The following is a 20532-nucleotide window of genomic DNA, read 5'->3' on the forward strand; positions in this document are numbered from 1 at the left end:
AAGGGCACAGGCGTCACAGCCCCGCAACAGCACGAAGCCCCGGCCGCTCAGCGACCGGGGCCCGCAATCAGGCTGTTCTGTCTCACACACCCGAACCTGCGGGCACGGAGTCAGTCGCCTCCGTCCACAGATCCTGCTCGGCGCGATCCGCCTGGATCTGGCGGTACACGAGGAGCCCGCCGATGGCGGCCAGTGCGACCAGGAGAAGCTTCTTCACCGCGCGACCTCGTCTTTCCTTGACGTAGGGGACTTCTGCCGCCCGACTATACACACCGGCCGATATCAACCGGTGACCTGCCCGCAACCCAACTGGCGCCCGGGAGCGAGCGGCCATCCCAGGACCGCTCCGACCTGGAGATCCGGCGGCGATGCACGGCCCGGCACAAGCCCGTCGGGACCGGTTGAACCATATGAGTGGTGTTCATCCGAAGATCGACGGATCGGTGGCGTCGGTCCATGAAATCGCGAGCCACATCCACATCATCAGAAAGGTAAGCAAACCGGACCACCCGAGAGCGAGGGGCCATGAGCACCTTCAAGCCCAAGAACATCTGGACCGCCTTCGTCACCGCCTTCTTCGCACTGCTCGCCGCGCTGGGGCTCATGAGCACCCCGGCGACGGCCACGGAACAGAGCGCCACGGAGCCGACCACCACGACCCAGGAACACATGGGTGCGACCGCGGCAACCGCGACCACCCCGTCGGTGCGATGGACCCTTCCGCGCGACCGGACGCTGCCACCCACGATGAAGCAGCGCATCCGCGCCGAGGCACACGGCTCCTCACCCGCGACCCGCCATCTGTCCGTCGACACCACGGACATCATGAACGCCAGGAACGCCGCCCGCACCGCCCACGGGGCCCCGGCGGGGGACGCGTCCTTCCTTCCGCCCTGAGAGCCGCTCAACTGACGTACGGAGCCCCCGGGCCGGTTCACACCGGACGGGGGCTTCTCCGTGCCGTCCAGGGGCTTGCCCCGCCCGCCGGAGCCGGCTGCCACCTCGGCACCGTCGAATGCGCCGGCAGTCCCAGCACACGACGGTCCCAGGCGCCTGGCGGCGGATCAGATCCACGATCCGGCCGGTTCCGGCGGCACACATCGGCCGTACCCGCCACACGTACACACCGCGCATACGCACCGGCCGTACGCACCCCGCCCCCACCCGTCGGCCGGGTACGCCGAAGGCCCCCCACCGTTTCCGGTGAGGGGCCTTCGTGCTGGTGGGGCTAACAGGATTTGAACCTGTGGCCTCATCCTTATCAGGGATGCGCTCTAACCAACTGAGCTATAGCCCCGCCGCGCTGCTGCGCTGACTTCTGAAGATTAGCGCACGTCGGGGCCAGTCCCAAAATCGATACCCGGCGCCCTACTCGTCCTCGGCCAGCGTGAGCTCGATACCGCCCACGAAACCCGCCGACAGGTTGTAGATGAAGGAGCCCAGCGTCGCCAGCGCGGTCGCCAGGACCACGTCGATCACCGCGATGACCGAGGTGAAGATGAGAACCCGCGGCAGCGACAGGAACGACTGGAGATCGAAGCCGTTGCTGTCGTTCGAACCGGTGGCCTCGCTGATCGTTCCGCCCACGGTCTCGAAGACGCCCATCGCGTCCATCACCATCCACAGCACCGCGGACGCCACCACCGTGCAGATGCCGAGCGCGATGGAGAGCAGGAAGCTGACTTTCATCACCGACCACGGGTCGGCCTTGGCCACCCGCAGCCGTGCTTTGCGGGTACGCGGAGTCGTCCGCGCCCCCGTCCGCGGCCGCCGGGCCGCCTGCGCGGCGCCGACGCCCTGCGCGCCGCCCTGTGTGCCGTGCGGCCGGCCGCCCTCCGTCCCGCCCGCGGGCGAGGAATACGCCTGCGGCGGGTGGTACGGCCCGCTCGCCTGCCCCGATGCGGGCTCGCGCTCACCCGGCAACGGCCCGGTCGCATAGCCCTCGTACTGGGGCTGAGGCCCCCGGGTGTCCGTCACAATGCCCCCTTGGGAGTCCGTGGCAGGGCCACGGGCACCGCTCGCTCCTGCTCCGGAAGCGGCCGAACCGGCGCCCGTGGCTCCACTCACGCTCTACTCCTCGTGCTCCCCGGCCGAAGGCGACGTGCCTTCGACATTGCCCTCGACCGTGCTCTCGGCACCCTCCGCCGTCGCGGCCTCGGCGTCCTCGGACCCCTCGACCTCTTCGGCCTCGCGACCGGCTTCGGCGTTACGGGCAATACCGACGACGGCATCGCGCTTGCCCAGATTGATCAGTTGGACGCCCATGGTGTCACGGCCCGTCTCCCTGACTTCATTGACTCGCGTGCGAATCACACCACCGCCGAGCGTGATGGCGAGGATCTCGTCCGTCTCCTCGACCACCAGCGCGCCGACCAGCGAGCCCCGGTCCTCGACGATCTTGGCAGCCTTGATGCCCAGACCGCCACGGCCCTGAACCCGGTACTCGTCGACGGGAGTCCGCTTCGCGTACCCGCCGTCGGTGGCAGTGAACACGAACGTACCCGGCCGGACAACATTCATCGAGAGCAGTTCGTCTCCCTCGCGGAAGCTCATGCCCTTGACGCCCGAGGTCGCACGGCCCATCGGGCGCAGCGCGTCGTCCGTCGCGGTGAATCTGATCGACTGGGCCTTCTTGCTGATGAGCAGCAGATCGTCCTCGGCCGAAACCAGCTCCGCACCGATCAGTTCGTCGTCCGAGCCATCCGCCGTCTCGCGGAGGTTGATGGCGATGACACCACCGGAACGCGGCGAGTCGTAGTCCTTCAGCGCGGTCTTCTTCACCAGACCGCCCTTCGTGGCCAGGATCAGATAGGGCGCGGCCTCGTAGTCGCGGATCGCCAGGATCTGGGCGATCTGCTCGTCCGGCTGGAAGGCCAGCAGGTTGGCGACGTGCTGACCGCGGGCGTCACGGCCGGCGTCCGGGAGCTCGTACGCCTTCGCCCGGTACACCCGGCCCTTGTTCGTGAAGAACAGCAGCCAGTGGTGGGTCGTCGACACGAAGAAGTGGTCGACGATGTCGTCTTCCTTGAGCTTCGTACCGCGCACGCCCTTGCCGCCGCGCTTCTGCGAGCGGTAGTCGTCCGTCTTCGTACGCTTCACATAGCCGCCGCGCGAGATCGTGACGACGATGTCCTCCTCGGCGATCAGGTCCTCGATGGACATGTCACCGTCGAAGGGCACCAGCTTGGAGCGCCGGTCGTCGCCGAACTTGTCGACGATCGCCGCCAGCTCCTCGCTGACGATCTTCCGCTGCCGCTCCGGCGACACCAGGATCGCGTTGTACTCGTTGATCTTCGCCTGGAGCTCGTCGTGCTCGGCCGTGATCTTCTGGTGCTCCAGCGCGGCCAGCCGGCGCAGCTGCATCTCCAGGATCGCGTTGGCCTGGATCTCGTCGATCTCCAGCAGGCCCATCAGGCCCTCGCGCGCCACCTCGACCGTCTGGCTGCGCCGGATGAGCGCGATGACCTCGTCGATCGCGTCCAGCGCCTTGAGCAGACCGCGCAGGATGTGCGCCCGCTCCTCCGCCTTGCGCAGCCGGAACTTCGTACGCCGGACGATGACCTCGATCTGGTGCGTCACCCAGTGCCGGATGAACGCGTCGATCGAGAGGGTGCGCGGCACACCGTCGACCAGCGCCAGCATGTTGGCGCCGAAGTTGGTCTGCAGATCGGTGTGCTTGTACAGGTTGTTCAGAACGACCTTGGCGACCGCGTCCCGCTTCAGCACGACGACCAGACGCTGACCGGTACGCGACGAGGTCTCGTCACGGACGTCGGCGATCCCGCCGATCTTGCCGTCCTTCACCAGGTCGGCGATCTTCTGCGCAAGGTTGTCGGGGTTGGTCTGGTACGGAAGCTCCGTGACGACCAGGCACTGCCGGTTCTGGACCTCCTCGACCGCGACGACCGCGCGCATCGTGATCGAGCCACGGCCGGTGCGGTACGCCTCCTCGATGCCCTTGCGGCCCACGACCAGCGCGCCGGTCGGGAAGTCCGGGCCCTTGATCCGCTCGATCAGCGCGTCCAGGAGCTCCTCCTGCGAGGCCTCCGGGTGCTCCAGGTACCACTGCGCGCCGTCCGCGACCTCGCGCAGGTTGTGCGGCGGGATGTTGGTCGCCATACCGACCGCGATGCCCGCCGAACCGTTGACCAGCAGGTTCGGGAAGCGCGCCGGCAGAACCGTCGGCTCCTGGTTGCGGCCGTCGTAGTTGTCCTGGAAGTCGACGGTCTCCTCGTCGATGTCCCGGACCATCTCCATGGACAGCGGCATCATCTTGCACTCGGTGTACCGCATGGCGGCGGCCGGGTCGTTGCCCGGAGAACCAAAGTTGCCGTTGGAGTCCACCAGCGGCATGCGCATCGACCACGGCTGCGCCAGACGCACCAGTGCGTCGTAGATCGACGAGTCACCGTGCGGGTGGTACGTACCCATGACGTCACCGACGACACGGGCGCACTTGTAGAAGCCCTTCTCGGGCCGGTAGCCGCCGTCGTACATCGCGTACAGCACCCGGCGGTGCACGGGCTTGAGACCGTCCCGTACGTCCGGCAGCGCACGCGAGACGATGACGGACATCGCGTAGTCGAGGTAGGAGCGCTGCATCTCCGTCTCGAGCCCCACGGGCTCGACACGCATGCCCACACCGGCGGCGGGCTCCTCTTCAGGTGTCACAGGGTTGTTCTCGTCGGCCATTGCTGGTCAAAGTCCTTTCGAGCGGCGGCTTGCTGGTACGGCCGACTCAGATGTCGAGGAAGCGGACGTCCTTGGCGTTGCGCTGGATGAACGAGCGCCGCGCCTCGACGTCCTCGCCCATCAGCACCGAGAAGAGGTCGTCGGCCTGCGCCGCGTCGTCCAGCGTGACCTGGCCGAGGACCCGGTGGTCGATGTCCATCGTGGTGACACGCAGCTCCTCGGCGTTCATCTCGCCGAGGCCCTTGAAGCGCTGGATCGAGTCTTCCTTGATCCGCTTGCCGTTCTGCTTGCCGAGCTCGACCAGGGCGTCGCGCTCACGGTCCGAGTACGCGTACTCGAAGTCGTCCCTGCCCCACTTGATCTTGTAGAGCGGCGGGCGGGAGAGGTAGACGTGCCCGGCCTCGACCAGCGGACGCATGAAGCGGAAGAGGAACGTCAGCAGCAGGGTGTTGATGTGCTGACCGTCGACATCGGCGTCCGCCATCAGGATGATCTTGTGATAGCGGAGCTTCTCGATGTCGAAGTCCTCGTGGACCCCGGTACCGAAGGCCGAGATCAGCGCCTGGACCTCGGTGTTCTGCAGGATCTTGTCGACCCTGGCCTTCTCGACGTTCAGGATCTTGCCGCGGATCGGCAGGATCGCCTGGTACATCGGGTTGCGGCCGGACTTCGCCGAACCACCGGCGGAGTCACCCTCGACGATGAAGATCTCGCACTTCGTCGGGTCGTTGGACTGGCAGTCGCTCAGCTTGCCCGGCAGCGAGGCGCTCTCCAGGAGCCCCTTGCGACGGGTCAGGTCACGCGCCTTGCGGGCCGCGACACGGGCCGTGGCCGCCGCGATGCCCTTGCGGATGATGTCGGCCGCCTCGTTCGGATTGCGGTCGAACCAGTCCGTGAGCTGCTCGTGGACGACCTTCTGGACGAAGGTCTTCGCCTCCGTGTTGCCCAGCTTGGTCTTCGTCTGACCCTCGAACTGCGGCTCGCCCAGCTTCACCGAGATGATCGCCGTGAGGCCCTCGCGGATGTCGTCACCCGTGAGGTTGTCGTCCTTCTCGCGCAGCAGCTTCTTCTCGCGCGCGTACTTGTTGACCAGCGTGGTCAGCGCGGCGCGGAAGCCCTCCTCGTGGGTACCGCCCTCGTGCGTGTGGATCGTGTTCGCGAAGGAGTAGACGCCCTCGCTGTACTGCGTGTTCCACTGCATGGCGATCTCGGCCGAGAGGAGGCGCTCCTTGTCCTCGGCCTCGATGTCGATCACCGACTGGTGGATGACATCGCCCTTGCGGGAGTTCAGGTACTTCACGAAGTCGACGATGCCGCCCTCGTAGTGGTACGTGACCGTGCGGGCCTGCTCCGCCTCGGCGACCTCGGCCACCTCGGCGACCTCCGCGCCCAGCGTCGCCTTCGCCGACTCGCGCTCGTCGGTGAGCTTGATCGTCAGACCCTTGTTGAGGAACGCCATCTCCTGGAAGCGGCGCGACAGGGTCTCGAAGGAGTACTCGGTCGTCTCGAAGATGTCCCCGTCGGCCCAGAAGGTGACGGACGTCCCCGACTCGTCGGTGGCCTCGTTACGGGCCAGCGGAGCGGTCGGCACACCGAGCTTGTAGTCCTGGGTCCAGCGGTAACCGTCGCGCCTGACCTCGACCGAGACCCGCGACGACAGCGCGTTGACCACGGAGACACCGACGCCGTGCAGACCGCCGGAGACGGCGTAGCCGCCACCGCCGAACTTGCCGCCGGCGTGCAGCACCGTCAGCACGACCTCGACCGCGGGCTTCTTCTCCGACGGCACGATGTCGACCGGGATACCGCGGCCGTTGTCGATCACGCGGACCCCGCCGTCGGCGAGGATCGTGACGTCGATCGTGTCCGCGTGCCCGGCCATCGCCTCGTCGACCGAGTTGTCCACCACCTCTTGCACGAGGTGGTGGAGGCCGCGCTCACCGGTCGAACCGATGTACATGCCAGGTCGCTTGCGGACCGCGTCCAAGCCCTCGAGGACGGTGATCGCGCTGGCGTCGTACGACGAGGTGACCTCGCCGGTGCCCGCGGTCTCGCCCGCGGCGACAGCCTCGGCGCTCTCACCGGGTGTGGACGGAATGTTCTCGTTGGGGTTGCCGGAATCGGCCACGAAGCGCCCTTTCTGGCACAGCACAGGCCGTTCTCCGGGCAAACGGGAGCGGCTGCGTCGTTCGGCTTGTAATCGACGACTCCCGCAAGGATGCGGGATTGTCCACCAGTCTACCGGTAGCGCTGACATGAATGGGGGTTTGCCGGTACCTGAGTACGCATGTGCCGCCCTGAATGAGCGGCTGACGACTCCCCATATTCAGGAAGGGCCCTCAGGAGGCTCACGCGGGCCTTGAGCGCTTCGGCCTGTCAACCTCCCGCTACCGTGAGGGACGCCCCATTCTCAGCCCGTGGTTTCAACCACCGCATACCCGTACAACACGGATCCGACGGACAGTGCCCCCACAGAGCGCGGGAACGGCCCGGAGACGGCTCGTGAGCGGTCCGAGGGAGGGCTTTGGAGCGGCCCGGGAAGGGCTGTGGAACAGCCCGAGAACAGGGAAAAGCCCAGGTCAGCCGTAGGTGTCGCCCGGACCCGTGCTCCCCGGCGCCCGCAGCGGACCGAACCTGCGCTGCGGGCCACCGGGCCCCAGCACCTTGATGAACCGGACCGTGCCCTGCCCCAGATCCGCGTTCAGCCGGGCCACCAGCTGAGGCGCCAGCAACCGCAGCTGCGTCGCCCACGCCGTCGAGTCGCACTGCACCGTCAGCACCCGCTCGTCCGGGTCCTCGTCGTACCGCAGCGGCACACAATGATTGGCCAGATCTTCACCGACGATCTGCGGCCAGCGCCCCATCACCCCGCCCACCGCCGCAGGCGTCTCCCAGCCGCGCTCGGTGATCAGTCGGTTGATCGCAGAACCCAGCGGCAAGGGATCACGCCCATCGGCCCGCGCCCCCGAGCGCAGCCCGCCACCCCGCCTGGCCTGCTTCCTCTGCTGCGCCGCAGCACCACGCGCCCGCGCCTGCTCCTTGGCCGCGCGCAACGCCACCCGCGCCAGATCGACACCCGAGGGCTCCGGAGCCCTACCCCCGCCGGAACGCTCCCGCGACGGCTCCCCGGCTCTCTCGCCGCGGCCGCTCACAGCCGCTCCACCTCACCCGCGGACACCGCGTACCGCGTCCCCGCCAGCACGCCCGGAACGTCGTCGTCCACCGCGGCCGTCACCAGCACCTGCTCGGCCGGGGCCACCAGCTCCGCCAGCCGCTCACGGCGCCGCGCGTCCAGCTCCGCGAAGACGTCGTCCAGCACCAGCACCGGCTCATTGCCCTCGCTGCGCAGCAGATCGTACGAAGCCAGCCGCAGCGCCAACGCGTACGACCAGGACTCACCGTGGCTCGCGTACCCCTTGGCCGGCATCCCGCGCAGCCCCAGCAGCACATCGTCGCGGTGCGGACCGACCAGGGTCACACCCCGTTCGATCTCCTGCTTGCGGACCTCTGCCAGAGCGGCGATCAGCAGCTCGTACAGCTCCTCGCGGGTACGGGCCGACTCCACGCCGGCCCCGACCGAGCTGCGGTACTCCAGCGCCACCGGGCCGCCGCCCGGCGCGACATCCGCGTACGCCTTCTCCGCCAGCGGCTGCAGGGTCGCGAGCAGATCCAGCCGCTGCGCCAGCAGCTCCGCACCCACCCGGCCCAGATGCTGGTCCCACACGTCGAGCGTGGACAGGTCCATCGACCTGCCGCCGTGCCGGCGCGCCATCGCCGCCGACTTCAGCAGCGTGTTGCGCTGCTTCAGCACCCGCTCGTAGTCCGAGCGCACCCCCGCCATCCGCGGCGAACGAGCCGTGATCAACTCGTCGAGAAAGCGCCGACGCTCCCCGGGGTCTCCCTTGACCAGCGCCAGGTCCTCCGGCGCGAACAGCACCGTACGCACTATCCCCAGCACGTCACGCGGCCTGACCTGCGACGATCTATTGATACGAGCCCGGTTGGCCTTGCCGGGATTGAGTTCGAGCTCGATCAGCTGCGAACGCTCTCCCTGCGTCACGGCGGCACGGATGACAGCCCGGTCGGCGCCCATCCGCACCAGCGGCGCATCGGAGGAGACCCGGTGGCTGCCGAGCGTCGCGAGATAGCCGACCGCCTCGACCAGATTCGTCTTGCCCTGGCCATTGGCCCCCACGAAAGCGGTGACGCCCGGGTCGAGAGGCACCTCGACCCGGGCGTACGAGCGGAAGTCGGCCAGCGAGAGATGCGTGACATGCATGGTGTACGCCGACCTTCCCGGCTTCCTGCTCCGTGCTTCGTGGAGCGGACCGGACGTCTGGGGCCGGCCCGCTTCCCGTTGCGGTTACTTCTTGTTCTCGACCGCGTGGCCACCGAACTGGTTGCGCAGCGCGGCGATCATCTTCATCTGCGGGGAGTCGTCCTGGCGCGAGGCGAAACGCGCGAAGAGCGACGCGGTGATCGCGGGCAGCGGCACCGCGTTGTCGATCGCGGCCTCCACCGTCCACCGGCCCTCGCCGGAGTCGGCGGCGTAGCCCCGGAGCTTGTCGAGGTGCTCGTCGTCGTCCAGCGCGTTGACCGCCAGGTCGAGCAGCCAGGAACGGATGACCGTCCCCTCCTGCCAGGAGCGGAAGACCTCGCGCACATCGGTGACGGAGTCGACCTTCTCCAGGAGCTCCCAGCCCTCGGCGTAGGCCTGCATCATGGCGTACTCGATGCCGTTGTGGACCATCTTCGCGAAGTGGCCGGCGCCGACCTTGCCCGCGTGCACGGAACCGAAGTCGCCCTCGGGCTTCAGCGCGTCGAAGATCGGCTGGACCTTCGCCACGTTCTCGGCGTCGCCGCCGTACATCAGCGCGTAGCCGTTCTCCAGGCCCCAGACGCCGCCGGAGACACCGCAGTCCACGAAGCCGATGCCCTTGATGCCCAGCTCGACGGCGTGCTTCTCGTCGTCGGTCCAGCGGGAGTTCCCGCCGTCCACGACGATGTCGCCGGGCGAGAGGAGACCGGCGAGCTCGTCGATGGTGGCCTGGGTCGGAGCTCCGGCCGGAACCATCACCCAGACGACCCGGGGACCCTTCAGCTTGCCCACAAGCTCTTCGAGGCTGTGGACATCGGAGACGTCCGGGTTGCGGTCGTAACCGATGACGGTGTGGCCTGCGCGGCGGATGCGCTCGCGCATGTTGCCGCCCATCTTGCCGAGGCCGACGAGACCGAGCTCCATCAGAGATTCCTTAAGCGTTGTGCCGATTCGTACCCAAGGACGAGCCTACGCCCGGCCGGGGACGGACCGACGGGCATGCCCGGCGCCGAGCATGCCCGTCGGAATCCGTCGTGACAGCACCGATGAGCGGGTCAGCCGGAGAGGCGGACCGGCATGATCAGGTACTTGTACGCGTCGTCCGCCTCGGCGTCCACAGCCGGGCGGCCGCTGAGCAGCGCGGGCTTGGTGGACGTAGTGAAGGAGAGCTGGGCGACCGGGGAGTCGATCGCGCTCAGCCCGTCCAGCAGGAAGGTCGGGTTGAAGGCGATCGAGATGTCGTCGCCCTCCAGCACCGCGTCGACCCGCTCCACAGCCTGTGCGTCGTCGCTGGAACCCGCCTCCAGGATCAGCACGCCCTGCTCGAAGCTGAGCCGCACCGGGGTGTTCCGCTCGGCGACGAGAGCCACACGCTTGACGGCCTCGACGAACGGGGCGGTCTCGATGACCGCGACCGAGTTGAACTCCGTGGGGAAAAGCGTGCGGTATTTCGGCAGATCACCTTCGAGCAGCCGCGTGGTCGTACGCCGGCCCGCGCCCTCGAAACCGATCAGCCCCTCACCGGCACCCGAGCCGGAGAGCGCCAGGGTCACCGTGTCACCGCTGGTCAGGGCCTTGGCGGTGTCCAGGAGCGTCTTGGCGGGCACCAGGGCGACGGCTGAGGCGTCGGGGTTCTCCGGCTTCCAGAGGAACTCGCGGACCGCGAAGCGGTAGCGGTCGGTCGAGGCCAGGGTGACGGTGTCGCCCTCGATCTCGATCCGTACACCGGTGAGCACCGGCAGCGTGTCGTCACGGCCCGCGGCGATGGCGACCTGGGCGGCGGCCGAGGCGAAGACCTCGCCGGGGACGGTGCCCGTGGCGGTCGGCATCTCGGGGAGCGCCGGGTACTCCTCCACAGGAAGGGTGTGGAGTGTGAATCTCGAGGAGCCGCAGACCACGGTCGCCCGTACACCGTCTGTGGAAATCTCCACCGGGCGGTTGGGGAGGGCGCGGCAGATGTCGGCGAGCAGCCGGCCGGAGACCAGCACCGTGCCGTCCTCCTCGACCTCGGCGTCCACCGAGACCCGGGCCGAGACCTCGTAGTCGAAGCTGGAGAAGCTGAGGGCCCCGTCCTCAGCCTTCAGCAGAAGGCCCGCAAGAACGGGCGCCGGCGGACGGGCCGGGAGGCTACGGGCCACCCAGGCCACAGCCTCCGCGAGTACATCGCGCTCCACCCGGATCTTCACCGGAACCGCCTCCTGCTGTTGCTCGCTCGCCCTGCTGGCCTTCGTCGTCTGATCGCGTCTCCCGCCGACGAGGCAGGAAGGACGCCGGGGACCAGTCTGACGTACGGCACCGACACTCGGTGCTGCTCGGGGTCAAGTCGCGACAAGAGGTTCGGAGAGCTCCGGCGCCGAGTTGTGCACAGGCCCCACTTCGAAGCGGATTCCGGGCTAACTCTATGTGGCAGTAGTAGTAGGGCCTGTGGAAACCGTGGATAACGTCGTTTCCGCAGGTCAAGTCCGGTTTTTTGTCCACCGCCCCTGTGGGTGGCACCGGTGGACAACACGGCTCTTCTGTGGACACGGGAAAGTTCTGCACACCCGATGCACAGGACAGGGGGGTTTCTCCCCAGGGCTGTCCCCAGCTTTACCCAGGTTCCCCACAGCCCAACCGACCCTCTTGGTGTGACGCCTTTCACTCGGCGCGGTGAAAGGCGGTCCCGCGTTGCCGAACAGTGGACAGAGGTGTGGAGAAGCAGCAGGAAGCTGGGGACAACACGGTCCGGGCTGTGGGCTGCCGGTGGACAACATCATCCGCCGCCTGTGGACGAATATTTTGTCCACAGGCTGTGGATCACTGTTGACCACAAATCCCCAGGCTCTTGACCTGGCCTGATGGAGTATCGGCAGTCGCCCCTGTGGAAGCAATATGGACAACTTCCGGATCCCCAGGCTGTGGAGGGGGAAAACTCCCCAGATCTGTGGAGAACGGGCGGCCGGCGGCAGGTATTCGAACAACGCGGCGGCGTCGGAGTGTTGGGTGTGGGGGTCGGGGCGGGCTTCGGACGGGCTTCGGGTGGTCCCCGAGGGGCCTTCGGACGGTCTCCGATGGGCCCCCGGGCGGTCTCCAGGCAGCTTCCGGACAGCCTCTGGGCGGGTCTCCGGGCAACGAAAAGGGCGCCCGAGGAGCCCTGTGAGGCCCTTCGAGCGCCCTTGAGGCGCGTGCGGCGGCGGTCCCGTCAGCCGTTCTTGATGCGGTTGGTGAGCTCGGTGACCTGGTTGTAGATGGAGCGGCGCTCCGCCATCAGCGCGCGGATCTTCCGGTCCGCGTGCATCACCGTCGTATGGTCGCGGCCGCCGAACTGCGCACCGATCTTGGGCAGGGAGAGATCGGTGAGCTCCCGGCAGAGGTACATGGCGATCTGGCGGGCCGTCACCAGCACGCGGCTGCGCGAGGTTCCGCAGAGATCGTCCACCGTGAGACCGAAGTAGTCCGCGGTCGAGGCCATGATGGCCGTCGCCGTGATCTCTGGAGCCGAGTCCTCGCCGCCCGGGATCAGGTCCTTCAGTACGTGTTCGGTCAGTCCGAGGTCCACCGGCTGACGGTTGAGGCTGGCGAAGGCCGTGACCCGGATCAGCGCCCCCTCCAGCTCCCTGATGTTCCGGGAGATACGGGAGGCGATGAACTCCAGCACCTCCGGCGGGGCGTTGAGCTGCTCCTGCACCGCCTTCTTGCGCAGGATCGCGATCCGCGTCTCCAGCTCCGGCGGCTGCACATCGGTGGTCAGACCCCACTCGAAACGGTTCCGCAACCGGTCCTCCAGGGTCACCAGCTGCTTGGGCGGCCGGTCGGAGGAGAGCACGATCTGCTTGTTGGCGTTGTGCAGCGTATTGAAGGTGTGGAAGAACTCCTCCTGCGTCGACTCCTTGCTCGCGAGGAACTGGATGTCGTCGACGAGCAGGATGTCCACATCGCGGTAACGCTTGCGGAAGGCGTCGCCCTTGCCGTCGCGGATCGAGTTGATGAACTCGTTGGTGAACTCCTCGGAGCTCACGTACCGCACCCGGGTGCCCGGGTAGAGGCTGCGGGCGTAGTGCCCGATGGCGTGCAGCAGATGGGTCTTGCCGAGCCCGGACTCCCCGTAGATGAAGAGCGGGTTGTACGCCTTGGCGGGGGCCTCGGCGACCGCGACCGCCGCGGCGTGCGCGAACCGGTTGGACGCGCCGATGACGAAGGTGTCGAAGAGGTACTTCGGATTCAGCCGGGCCGCCGGTTCGCCGGGGCCGGGCGTGGGAGCGGGCTGCGAGCCCATCGGCCCGGAGGCGCCACCGGGCCGTCCGGTGCCGGCGCCGCCCTGCCGGTGCTGCGGCTGGGGCTCCTGCATGTCGGGGTGCTCGGGGCGCTGCTGTTCGTAAGCCTGGCGCTCGGGCGGCTGCGGACGGTAGTCGTGCTGCGGCTGCTGGGGGCGGCCGCCGGGGTACGGCTCTCGCCACTGCTCCGCGGGGGCCTCCCGGTCCTGGAATCCGCCGAGCCGGGGCTGCTGCCAGGAGAGGTCCTCCTGGGTGCGCGGCCACGCGCCGGGGTCGGGGCGCTGCTGCTGGTAGTCGGGGTAGGCCGGCCGGGCGGTCGGCATGCCGTCGTCGGAGGGCCGGTGCCCGTAGCCGTCGTACGCGTCGTTGTGCTGCCGCTCGTCGTGCTGCGGCCCCTGGTAGCGGTGCTGCTGGGGCTGGTGCATCGGAGGCGCGGGCGGGCTCGGAGGCTCGCCCGCGGAGTCGTCGACCGTGATCGCGATGCGGATCGGTCGGCCGCATTCACGGCTCAGCGCCTCGCTGATGAGCGGCGCGAGCCGGCCTTCCAGGACGCGCTTGCCCCATTCATTGGGGACGGCGAGCAGTGCGGTGTCGGCGACCAGGGCAAGCGGCTGGCAGCGCTCGACCCACTGTCTGTCCTTCGGCTCGATGCCCTGTTGGCCCTCCCCGAGGAGTTGCTCCAACACTCGTGGCCACACTGCGGCAAGATCGGCAGGTACGTCAGCCACAGGGCACGCTCTCTCGCTGGTCCCACGAATGTGTGGTTCTCGGGACGGGATGGGTGGGGACCGGCAGGCAGGAAGAAAAGGCCGGTAACTCAGCCACGGTAGTCAGGGCGACCCGCGTGGTTCAAGTTGTTGTCCACAGCCTGTGCACAGTGGGGGGTGTTGTGGAGCCGGTTTGACCGGATGGCGTAGCCGCGCGTACCGTGACCAGGTCGAGTTGTCGATGGCTGCTGCCGCCTGCCTCCGATGGGCAAAGATCACGATCTGTGATCGTGAAGCGGTGCACTAGAGCGTTTACGCGAGTCTCTCGTGGGCGCACGGTGACAGCCAGGCGATGTCCCGCCAACACACGAGTCATTTCTGGAGCCCCCTAGTGAGCAAGCGCACCTTCCAGCCGAACAACCGTCGCCGCGCGAAGACCCACGGTTTCCGGCTGCGTATGCGCACCCGTGCCGGCCGCGCGATCCTCGCGTCCCGCCGTGGCAAGGGTCGCGCCAACCTGTCCGCCTGATCGCTTACAGGTCATGACGTGCTGCCTACCGAGAATCGGCTGAGGCGGCGCGAGGACTTCGCGACCGCAGTACGTCGAGGACGCCGGGCCGGCCGCCCGCTACTCGTCGTTCATCTACGCAGCGGTGCAACGGACCCGCACGTGACTGGGGAGAATGCTCCCCCGCCGCGTGCGGGTTTCGTTGTCAGCAAAGCCGTGGGTGGAGCGGTTGTGCGCACAGCGGTGAAGCGGAAGCTTCGCCACCTGGTCTGCGAACGGCTTGCCCTGCTGCCCCCCGGTAGCCTGGTTGTCGTACGAGCGCTGCCCGGTGCGGGCGACGCCGACCATGAACAGCTGGCCCGAGACCTGGACGCCGCTCTCCAGCGGCTGCTGGGAGGGGGCGCGCGATGAAGTACCCGCTGCTGGCTCTTATCAAGCTGTACCAGTGGACGATCAGCCCACTTCTCGGGCCTGTCTGCCGTTACTACCCGTCGTGTTCCCACTATGGATATACGGCGATCGACCGGCACGGAGCGATCAAGGGAACCGCGCTGACAGCCTGGCGCATCCTGCGGTGCAATCCGTGGTCACCCGGTGGCGTGGATTACGTTCCACCACGCAAACGTCCGCGTTGGCATGAGCTCCTGCGTAATGCCATGCGCGGTGGCAAGGGCGGGGACTCCGCCGCTGATGTGCCTGTCCGGGGATCGGTCACCGAACCCCCGAACCGGGCCGCAGAGACTTCGCCCAATGCTCAAGGAGCCTGATTAGTGGACACGATTGCCAGTCTGTTCAGCTTTATCACCTGGCCCGTCTCATGGGTCATCGTCCAGTTCCACACGTTGTACGGGGCGATCTTCGGACCCGACACGGGCTGGGCCTGGGGTCTGTCCATCGTGTCCCTGGTGGTGCTGATCCGGATCTGCCTGATCCCGCTTTTCGTCAAGCAGATCAAGTCGACCCGCAACATGCAGGTGCTCCAGCCGAAGATGAAGGCGATCCAGGAGCGCTACAAGAGCGACAAGCAGCGTCAGTCCGAAGAGATGATGAAGCTGTACAAGGAGACGGGCACCAACCCGCTCTCCTCGTGCCTTCCCATCCTGGCGCAGTCGCCGTTCTTCTTCGCCCTGTATCACGTGCTGTCGGCCATCGCCTCGAACAAGAAGATCGGTGTCATCGACCAGTCGCTGCTCGACAGCGCTCGTCAGGCACACATCTTCGGTGCTCCGCTCGCTGCCAAGTTCATGGACAGCCAGGAGAAGGTCCAGGCTCTCGGCGCCTCTCTGATGGATGTCCGGGTCGTCACCGCGGTCATGATCGTGATGATGTCGGCGTCGCAGTTCTTCACCCAGCGCCAGCTGATGACGAAGAACGTCGACCTCACGGTCAAGACGCCGTACATGCAGCAGCAGAAGATGCTGATGTACATCTTCCCGGTGATCTTCGCCGTCATGGGTATCAACTTCCCTGTCGGTGTCCTCGTCTACTGGCTGACCACCAACGTCTGGACCATGGGTCAGCAGATGTACGTGATCAACCAGAACCCGACCCCGGGCAGCAAGGCGCAGGACCAGTACCTGGGACGTCTACTGAAGAGCGTCACCGCTCACGGTGAGGTCCGCGGCAGGACCCGACGCAACACCGTCAAGCGGATCGTGGCCAAGGGCCCGGACCGCAATGACATCGAGCGGAAGTTCGTCACGGGGCTGGCCAAGCTGGGCCTCGCCGCCCAGGAGGACGGCACCGTGATCAAGAGCGAGACCGCTGTCGCCGAGGCCGAGGGCGGAGCCGCGCAGCGGCGTCAGCAGCCCAAGCGCCAGACCAAGGCCCAGCGCCAGACCGGTGCCGCGCAGGCAGGGGCCAAGGAGGCCGATTCCACCGAATCGGGCTCCAAGACCTCCCTGCAGAAGCGGGACGCGCAGGACGCACAGCCCAAGCCGGCGGGCAAGCCCGCGTCCGGCTCCTCACGCCAAGCCAAGTCCGGACAGCGCAAGGGTCCGCAGCGGCCCAAGCACCCGTCCAAGAAGTAAGAAGGAGTCCATCCGTGACGGAAGGCACCACCTCCACGGCCGTTGAGGGCAGCGACACCTTGACCCGCCTTGAGCAGGAGGGCGAGATCGCAGCGGACTACCTTGAGGGTCTGCTCGACATCGCCGACCTCGACGGCGACATCGACATGGATGTCGAGGCGGACCGGGCCGCGGTCTCGATCATCAGCGACTCGGCACGTGATCTGCAGAAGCTCGTGGGCCGCGACGGTGAGGTGCTGGAGGCGCTCCAGGAGCTGACGCGGCTCGCTGTTCACCGGGAGACCGGGGACCGCAGCCGGCTGATGCTGGACATCGCGGGCTTCCGGGCCAAGAAGCGGGCGGAGCTCGCCGAGCTGGGCGCCAAGGCCGCGGATGAGGTCAAGAGCACCGGCGAGCCGGTGAAGCTGGCCCCGATGACGCCGTTCGAGCGCAAGGTCGTGCACGATGCAGTAGCGGCCGCCGGTCTGCGCAGCGAGTCCGAGGGCGAGGAGCCGGAGCGCTTCGTCGTCGTCCTCCCGGCCTGACCGGACCCGAGTTCTGTCGGCCCCGTCTGTTCACAGGCGGGGCCGATCTTTGTCAGCCTGATAGTCAGCCACCCACAGTGCGGTAGTGCGGTACGGAAGGACGGTTCCCGTGACGGCGGAAGTAGAGCTTCCCCAGGCGCCCGAAGGGGCGCGGGCGGTTTTCGGCGAGTTCTTCCCGGAGGCTGTCCGCTACGCGGAGCTGCTGGCGGACGCCGGGGTGAAGCGGGGGCTGATCGGCCCGCGTGAGGTGCCGCGGCTGTGGGAGCGGCATCTGCTGAACTGTGCGGTGCTCTCCGAGGTCGTGCCCGAGGGGGTCACGGTCTGCGATGTGGGTTCGGGTGCGGGCCTTCCCGGTATTCCACTGGCACTGGTGCGTCCGGACCTCAAGATCACTTTGCTGGAGCCCCTGCTCCGGCGCACGAATTTCCTCCAGGAAGTCGTGGAGCTGCTGGGCCTGGACCATGTGACGGTGGTGCGTGGCCGGGCCGAGGAGGTGCTGGGCTCGCTTCAGCCAGTGCATGTGGTGACGGCTCGAGCGGTGGCCCCGCTGGACCGGCTGGCCGGTTGGGGCGTTCCGCTGCTGCGCCCGTACGGAGAGATGCTGGCGCTCAAGGGGGACACCGCCGAGGAGGAGATCGCCGGGGCACGTGCGGCTCTGGGCAAGCTCGGTGTGGTCGAGACCGAGGTGCTGCATGTCGGGGAGGGAGTTGTCGACCCGATGTCCACAGTGGTGCGTGTGGTGGTCGGTGAGAGTCCGGGTGGTGTGAGGTTTGCCGCGAAGAGGGCCAAGGCTGCCAGAACGAGTCGTACGAGGCGCCGTCGCTGACGCCTCCGGACGCGCTACGGGGCTGAGTGCTGCGTACGGTATGCGCCGTCTACCGACCGCGCTTCCGGTACGTAGCCGTATGTCCCTATGCGGAGTGTCGTGCCCCTGTAGCTAGGCTGCAGGGGCATCGTGTTTCACGTGAAACGTCGCTCTCTGCTGCATGGAATCATCAGCCGCGGTCGCGCGGCTGCCGCGCCGCGGCATCGCAGGCCCGTTAGGGCTACGGAGTTGTCCACAGAAGTGGATTCATCCACAGAAGAGCGGGCCTCGCTGGTTCACGACCCCGAAAGCATGGCAGGCTCTGTTCATTGCGAGCCTGAAGTCGAGGAGAGTGAATCCTTGCGGTCCGACGCCAACATCGCGGGACCGATGACCGATCCGGTCCCCGGTCCCCGAACCGAATCGGCGGGGGAGGGTGTTTCACGTGAAACACCGCCGCCGATGGACGACACCCCCATCGGTCGCGCGGCCCAGCTGGCGGTTGAGGCCCTCGGCCGCGCCGGCGAGGGCCTGCCTCGCCCTGACCGGACGCGCGTCATGGTGGTGGCCAATCAGAAGGGCGGAGTGGGCAAGACGACCACGACGGTCAATCTTGCTGCCTCGCTAGCGCTTCATGGCGCGCGGGTTCTGGTGGTCGATCTCGACCCGCAGGGGAACGCCTCTACGGCTCTGGGGATCGATCACCATGCCGAAGTCCCCTCCATCTATGACGTCCTGGTGGACAGCAGGCCGCTCTCCGAGGTGGTCCAGCCCGTACCGGACGTCGAAGGCCTCTTCTGCGCTCCCGCCACCATCGATCTCGCCGGTGCGGAGATCGAACTGGTGTCGCTGGTGGCGCGGGAGAGTCGACTGCAGCGAGCGATCCAGGCGTATGAGCAGCCGTTGGACTACATCCTCATCGACTGCCCGCCTTCGCTGGGCCTGCTGACGGTCAATGCCCTGGTCGCCGGCGCCGAGGTGCTGATCCCTATCCAGTGCGAGTACTACGCGCTGGAAGGGCTGGGGCAGCTACTGCGCAATGTGGACCTGGTGCGGGGGCATCTCAACCCCGATCTTCATGTGTCGACGATTCTGCTCACCATGTACGACGGCAGGACCAGGCTTGCTTCGCAGGTTGCGGAGGAGGTGCGCAGCCACTTCGGCAAGGAGGTGCTGCGGACGAACATTCCGCGATCGGTGCGGATTTCGGAGGCGCCCAGTTATGGGCAGACCGTGCTGACCTACGACCCGGGTTCCAGTGGGTCGCTGTCGTACCTCGAAGCGGCGCGTGAGATCGCCCTGAGGGGTGTCGGGGTCCATTACGAGCCCCAGCATGCCCAGACGGGCAGCGGGAACAGCCAGCAGAGCATTTCGGAGGGGATTCAGTGAGCGAGCGTCGAAGAGGGTTGGGGCGTGGGCTGGGTGCCTTGATCCCCGCCGCTCCGCAGGAGAAGCAGGTTACGTCCACGAGGATGGGACCGACCTCTGCTGGGGCGGATGCTGTGATGACAGTGGAGCGGGGGGTGGCTGCGGCAAAGGTGGCCGGTCTCACGGGTACTCCGGTGGTGCCGGAGCCGAGCGCGCCGGTTGCGGAGTCCGGAGCGGTCGCCGAATCGGCGGGACCTGCCGGGGCGTATTTTGCCGAGGTTCCTCTCGGTTCCATCACCCCGAACCCCCGCCAGCCGCGGGAGGTGTTTGACGAGGACGCGCTCGCGGAATTGGTGACCTCCATCAAGGAGGTGGGCCTTCTCCAGCCCGTTGTCGTGCGAAAGGTGGGGCCGGAGCGCTATGAGCTCATCATGGGCGAGCGGCGCTGGAGGGCTTGCCAGAAGGTGGGTCTGGAGCGGATTCCGGCTATCGTCCGGGCCACGGATGACGAGAAGCTTCTCCTGGACGCGCTTCTGGAGAACCTTCACCGGGCTCAGCTGAATCCGCTGGAAGAGGCGGCTGCGTACGACCAGCTCCTGAAGGACTTCAAGTGCACGCATGACCAGCTGGCCGACCGGATCGGGCGTTCCCGGCCGCAGGTGTCGAACACGCTGCGTCTGCTGAGGCTGTCGGCTCCGGTGCAGCGAAGGGTGGCGGCCGGGGTGCTCTCCGCCGGTCATGCGCGGGCGCTGCTGTCCGTGGACGACACGGAGGAGCAGGACAAGCTGGCTCATCGCATTGTGGCCGAGGGGCTGTCGGTGCGTGCGGTCGAGGAGATCGTGACCCTCATGGGCTCCGATCCCAAGAGCCCTGCCAAGTCCAAGGGGCCGCGAGCCGGCGGCCGGGTGTCGCCTGCGCTGTCCGACCTCGCCACCCGGCTCTCGGACCGCTTCGAGACCAGGGTGAAGGTCGACCTCGGTCAGAAGAAGGGGAAGATCGTCGTCGAGTTCGCGTCGATGGAGGATCTGGACCGCATTCTCGGCAGCCTGGCTCCGGGCGAGGGGCGTGTGCTGGACCGGGAACCCTCCGAGGACTCCGCTGAGGACGACGAGGGCTGACCTGCCGATGGGGTTGTGGGGCGGGCTGTGTTCCGGTGGTTACCGGAACACAGCCCGCCCTTTGCTTCCTCTCGGTGTCGGCTTCATCCCTGGGTGGATACGATTCGTTCTGGTATGGCACATCCGGCTTGAGCCACCTTCGGTAGGGAGGGCCATGCGATCAGTGAGCCACAGCCGACTGATGTCAGTGGGGCTGGGCCTGGGGCTGT

Annotated in this window: 18 protein-coding genes and 1 tRNA gene; 9 read left to right on the forward strand and 10 right to left on the reverse strand. The window is 67.5% G+C overall.

The features are described 5' to 3' along the window. Nucleotides 1-82: 82 nt before the first annotated feature. The gene (locus BT364_RS42305) at nucleotides 83-217 is read right to left on the reverse strand and encodes a DLW-39 family protein (RefSeq protein WP_003958712.1); all 135 of its coding nucleotides are present in this window, start codon (nucleotides 215-217) and stop codon (nucleotides 83-85) included. Nucleotides 218-525: 308 nt separating this feature from the next. On the opposite strand from BT364_RS42305, the gene BT364_RS25495 reads away from it, so the two are divergent. Next, nucleotides 526-897 carry a DUF6344 domain-containing protein gene (locus tag BT364_RS25495; protein ID WP_072487575.1) on the forward strand — a complete coding sequence of 124 codons (372 nt, stop codon included), beginning with the start codon at nucleotides 526-528 and terminating at the stop codon, nucleotides 895-897. Nucleotides 898-1220: 323 nt separating this feature from the next. On the opposite strand, the gene BT364_RS25500 is transcribed toward BT364_RS25495, so the two are convergent. The 9 genes from BT364_RS25500 to dnaA form a co-directional block, all read right to left on the reverse strand. Next, nucleotides 1221-1297: transfer RNA gene (locus BT364_RS25500), tRNA-Ile, on the reverse strand. A 71-nt stretch (nucleotides 1298-1368) separates the two neighbouring features. Next, nucleotides 1369-1977: a DUF3566 domain-containing protein gene (locus BT364_RS25505; protein WP_072487576.1), complete on the reverse strand. Its 609-nt coding sequence runs from the start codon at nucleotides 1975-1977 to the stop codon at nucleotides 1369-1371. 93 nt (nucleotides 1978-2070) lie between these two features. Further along, entirely contained in the window at nucleotides 2071-4692 is a 2622-nt protein-coding gene (gyrA, locus tag BT364_RS25510; protein ID WP_072487577.1) for a DNA gyrase subunit A, read from the reverse strand. A 46-nt stretch (nucleotides 4693-4738) separates the two neighbouring features. Next, nucleotides 4739-6844, reverse strand: a complete 2106-nt coding sequence (gyrB, locus tag BT364_RS25515; protein ID WP_072487578.1) for a DNA topoisomerase (ATP-hydrolyzing) subunit B — start codon at nucleotides 6842-6844, stop codon at nucleotides 4739-4741. Nucleotides 6845-7271: 427 nt separating this feature from the next. Next, nucleotides 7272-7844 carry a DciA family protein gene (locus BT364_RS25520; RefSeq protein ID WP_072487579.1) on the reverse strand — a complete coding sequence of 191 codons (573 nt, stop codon included), beginning with the start codon at nucleotides 7842-7844 and terminating at the stop codon, nucleotides 7272-7274. After that, nucleotides 7841-8971, reverse strand: coding sequence for a DNA replication/repair protein RecF (gene recF, locus BT364_RS25525; protein WP_072487580.1), 1131 nt, complete (start codon nucleotides 8969-8971; stop codon nucleotides 7841-7843). The genes BT364_RS25520 and recF overlap by 4 nt, the downstream gene beginning before the upstream one ends. An 84-nt stretch (nucleotides 8972-9055) precedes the next feature. Beyond that, a complete protein-coding gene (gene gnd / locus BT364_RS25530) occupies nucleotides 9056-9934 on the reverse strand; it encodes a phosphogluconate dehydrogenase (NAD(+)-dependent, decarboxylating) (protein ID WP_072487581.1) in 879 nt (292 codons plus the stop codon). A gap of 131 nt (nucleotides 9935-10065) precedes the next feature. Continuing rightward, nucleotides 10066-11196 carry a DNA polymerase III subunit beta gene (dnaN, locus tag BT364_RS25535; protein ID WP_072487582.1) on the reverse strand — a complete coding sequence of 377 codons (1131 nt, stop codon included), beginning with the start codon at nucleotides 11194-11196 and terminating at the stop codon, nucleotides 10066-10068. Between the two features lie 995 nt (nucleotides 11197-12191). Beyond that, complete coding sequence (gene dnaA / locus BT364_RS25545) at nucleotides 12192-13991, reverse strand: chromosomal replication initiator protein DnaA (RefSeq protein WP_072487583.1); 1800 nt, start codon at nucleotides 13989-13991, stop codon at nucleotides 12192-12194. A 370-nt stretch (nucleotides 13992-14361) separates the two neighbouring features. Here dnaA and rpmH point away from each other — a divergent pair, with 370 nt between their 5' ends. The 8 genes from rpmH to BT364_RS25585 all read left to right on the forward strand — a co-directional run bounded on the left by rpmH (nucleotide 14362) and on the right by BT364_RS25585 (nucleotide 20323). Further along, nucleotides 14362-14499: a 50S ribosomal protein L34 gene (rpmH, locus tag BT364_RS25550; protein ID WP_030930485.1), complete on the forward strand. Its 138-nt coding sequence runs from the start codon at nucleotides 14362-14364 to the stop codon at nucleotides 14497-14499. Between the two features lie 18 nt (nucleotides 14500-14517). After that, nucleotides 14518-14889, forward strand: coding sequence for a ribonuclease P protein component (gene rnpA, locus BT364_RS25555; RefSeq protein WP_072487584.1), 372 nt, complete (start codon nucleotides 14518-14520; stop codon nucleotides 14887-14889). Then, a complete protein-coding gene (yidD, locus tag BT364_RS25560) occupies nucleotides 14886-15245 on the forward strand; it encodes a membrane protein insertion efficiency factor YidD (protein ID WP_072487585.1) in 360 nt (119 codons plus the stop codon). The genes rnpA and yidD overlap by 4 nt, the downstream gene beginning before the upstream one ends. A gap of 3 nt (nucleotides 15246-15248) precedes the next feature. Then, a complete protein-coding gene (gene yidC, locus BT364_RS25565) occupies nucleotides 15249-16508 on the forward strand; it encodes a membrane protein insertase YidC (RefSeq protein WP_072487586.1) in 1260 nt (419 codons plus the stop codon). Nucleotides 16509-16522: 14 nt separating this feature from the next. Then, nucleotides 16523-17032 (forward strand): Jag family protein, encoded by a 510-nt coding sequence (locus BT364_RS25570; protein WP_072487587.1) that lies wholly within the window; start codon nucleotides 16523-16525, stop codon nucleotides 17030-17032. A 109-nt stretch (nucleotides 17033-17141) separates the two neighbouring features. After that, on the forward strand, nucleotides 17142-17858 hold the full coding sequence (gene rsmG / locus BT364_RS25575; protein ID WP_072487588.1) for a 16S rRNA (guanine(527)-N(7))-methyltransferase RsmG: 717 nt from the start codon (nucleotides 17142-17144) through the stop codon (nucleotides 17856-17858). A 291-nt stretch (nucleotides 17859-18149) separates the two neighbouring features. Further along, complete coding sequence (locus BT364_RS25580) at nucleotides 18150-19226, forward strand: ParA family protein (protein WP_072487589.1); 1077 nt, start codon at nucleotides 18150-18152, stop codon at nucleotides 19224-19226. Then, a complete protein-coding gene (locus BT364_RS25585; RefSeq protein WP_072487590.1) occupies nucleotides 19223-20323 on the forward strand; it encodes a ParB/RepB/Spo0J family partition protein in 1101 nt (366 codons plus the stop codon). Before BT364_RS25580 ends, BT364_RS25585 begins: the two co-directional genes overlap by 4 nt. The last annotated feature ends 209 nt before the right edge of the window (nucleotides 20324-20532 follow it).

Origin of the sequence: Streptomyces atratus (genome assembly GCF_900119365.1) — a bacterium.
In the GTDB taxonomy this organism is placed as follows: domain Bacteria; phylum Actinomycetota; class Actinomycetes; order Streptomycetales; family Streptomycetaceae; genus Streptomyces; species Streptomyces atratus_B.

Coding starts and splice junctions, on each gene's coding strand:
- BT364_RS25495 (WP_072487575.1), top strand. CDS start 526: ATGAGCACCTTCAAGCCCAAGAACATCTGGACCGCCTTCGTCACCGCC.
- gyrA (WP_072487577.1), bottom strand. CDS start 4,692: ATGGCCGACGAGAACAACCCTGTGACACCTGAAGAGGAGCCCGCCGCC.
- recF (WP_072487580.1), bottom strand. CDS start 8,971: ATGCATGTCACGCATCTCTCGCTGGCCGACTTCCGCTCGTACGCCCGG.
- gnd (WP_072487581.1), bottom strand. CDS start 9,934: ATGGAGCTCGGTCTCGTCGGCCTCGGCAAGATGGGCGGCAACATGCGC.
- yidD (WP_072487585.1), top strand. CDS start 14,886: ATGAAGTACCCGCTGCTGGCTCTTATCAAGCTGTACCAGTGGACGATC.
- BT364_RS25580 (WP_072487589.1), top strand. CDS start 18,150: ATGGCAGGCTCTGTTCATTGCGAGCCTGAAGTCGAGGAGAGTGAATCC.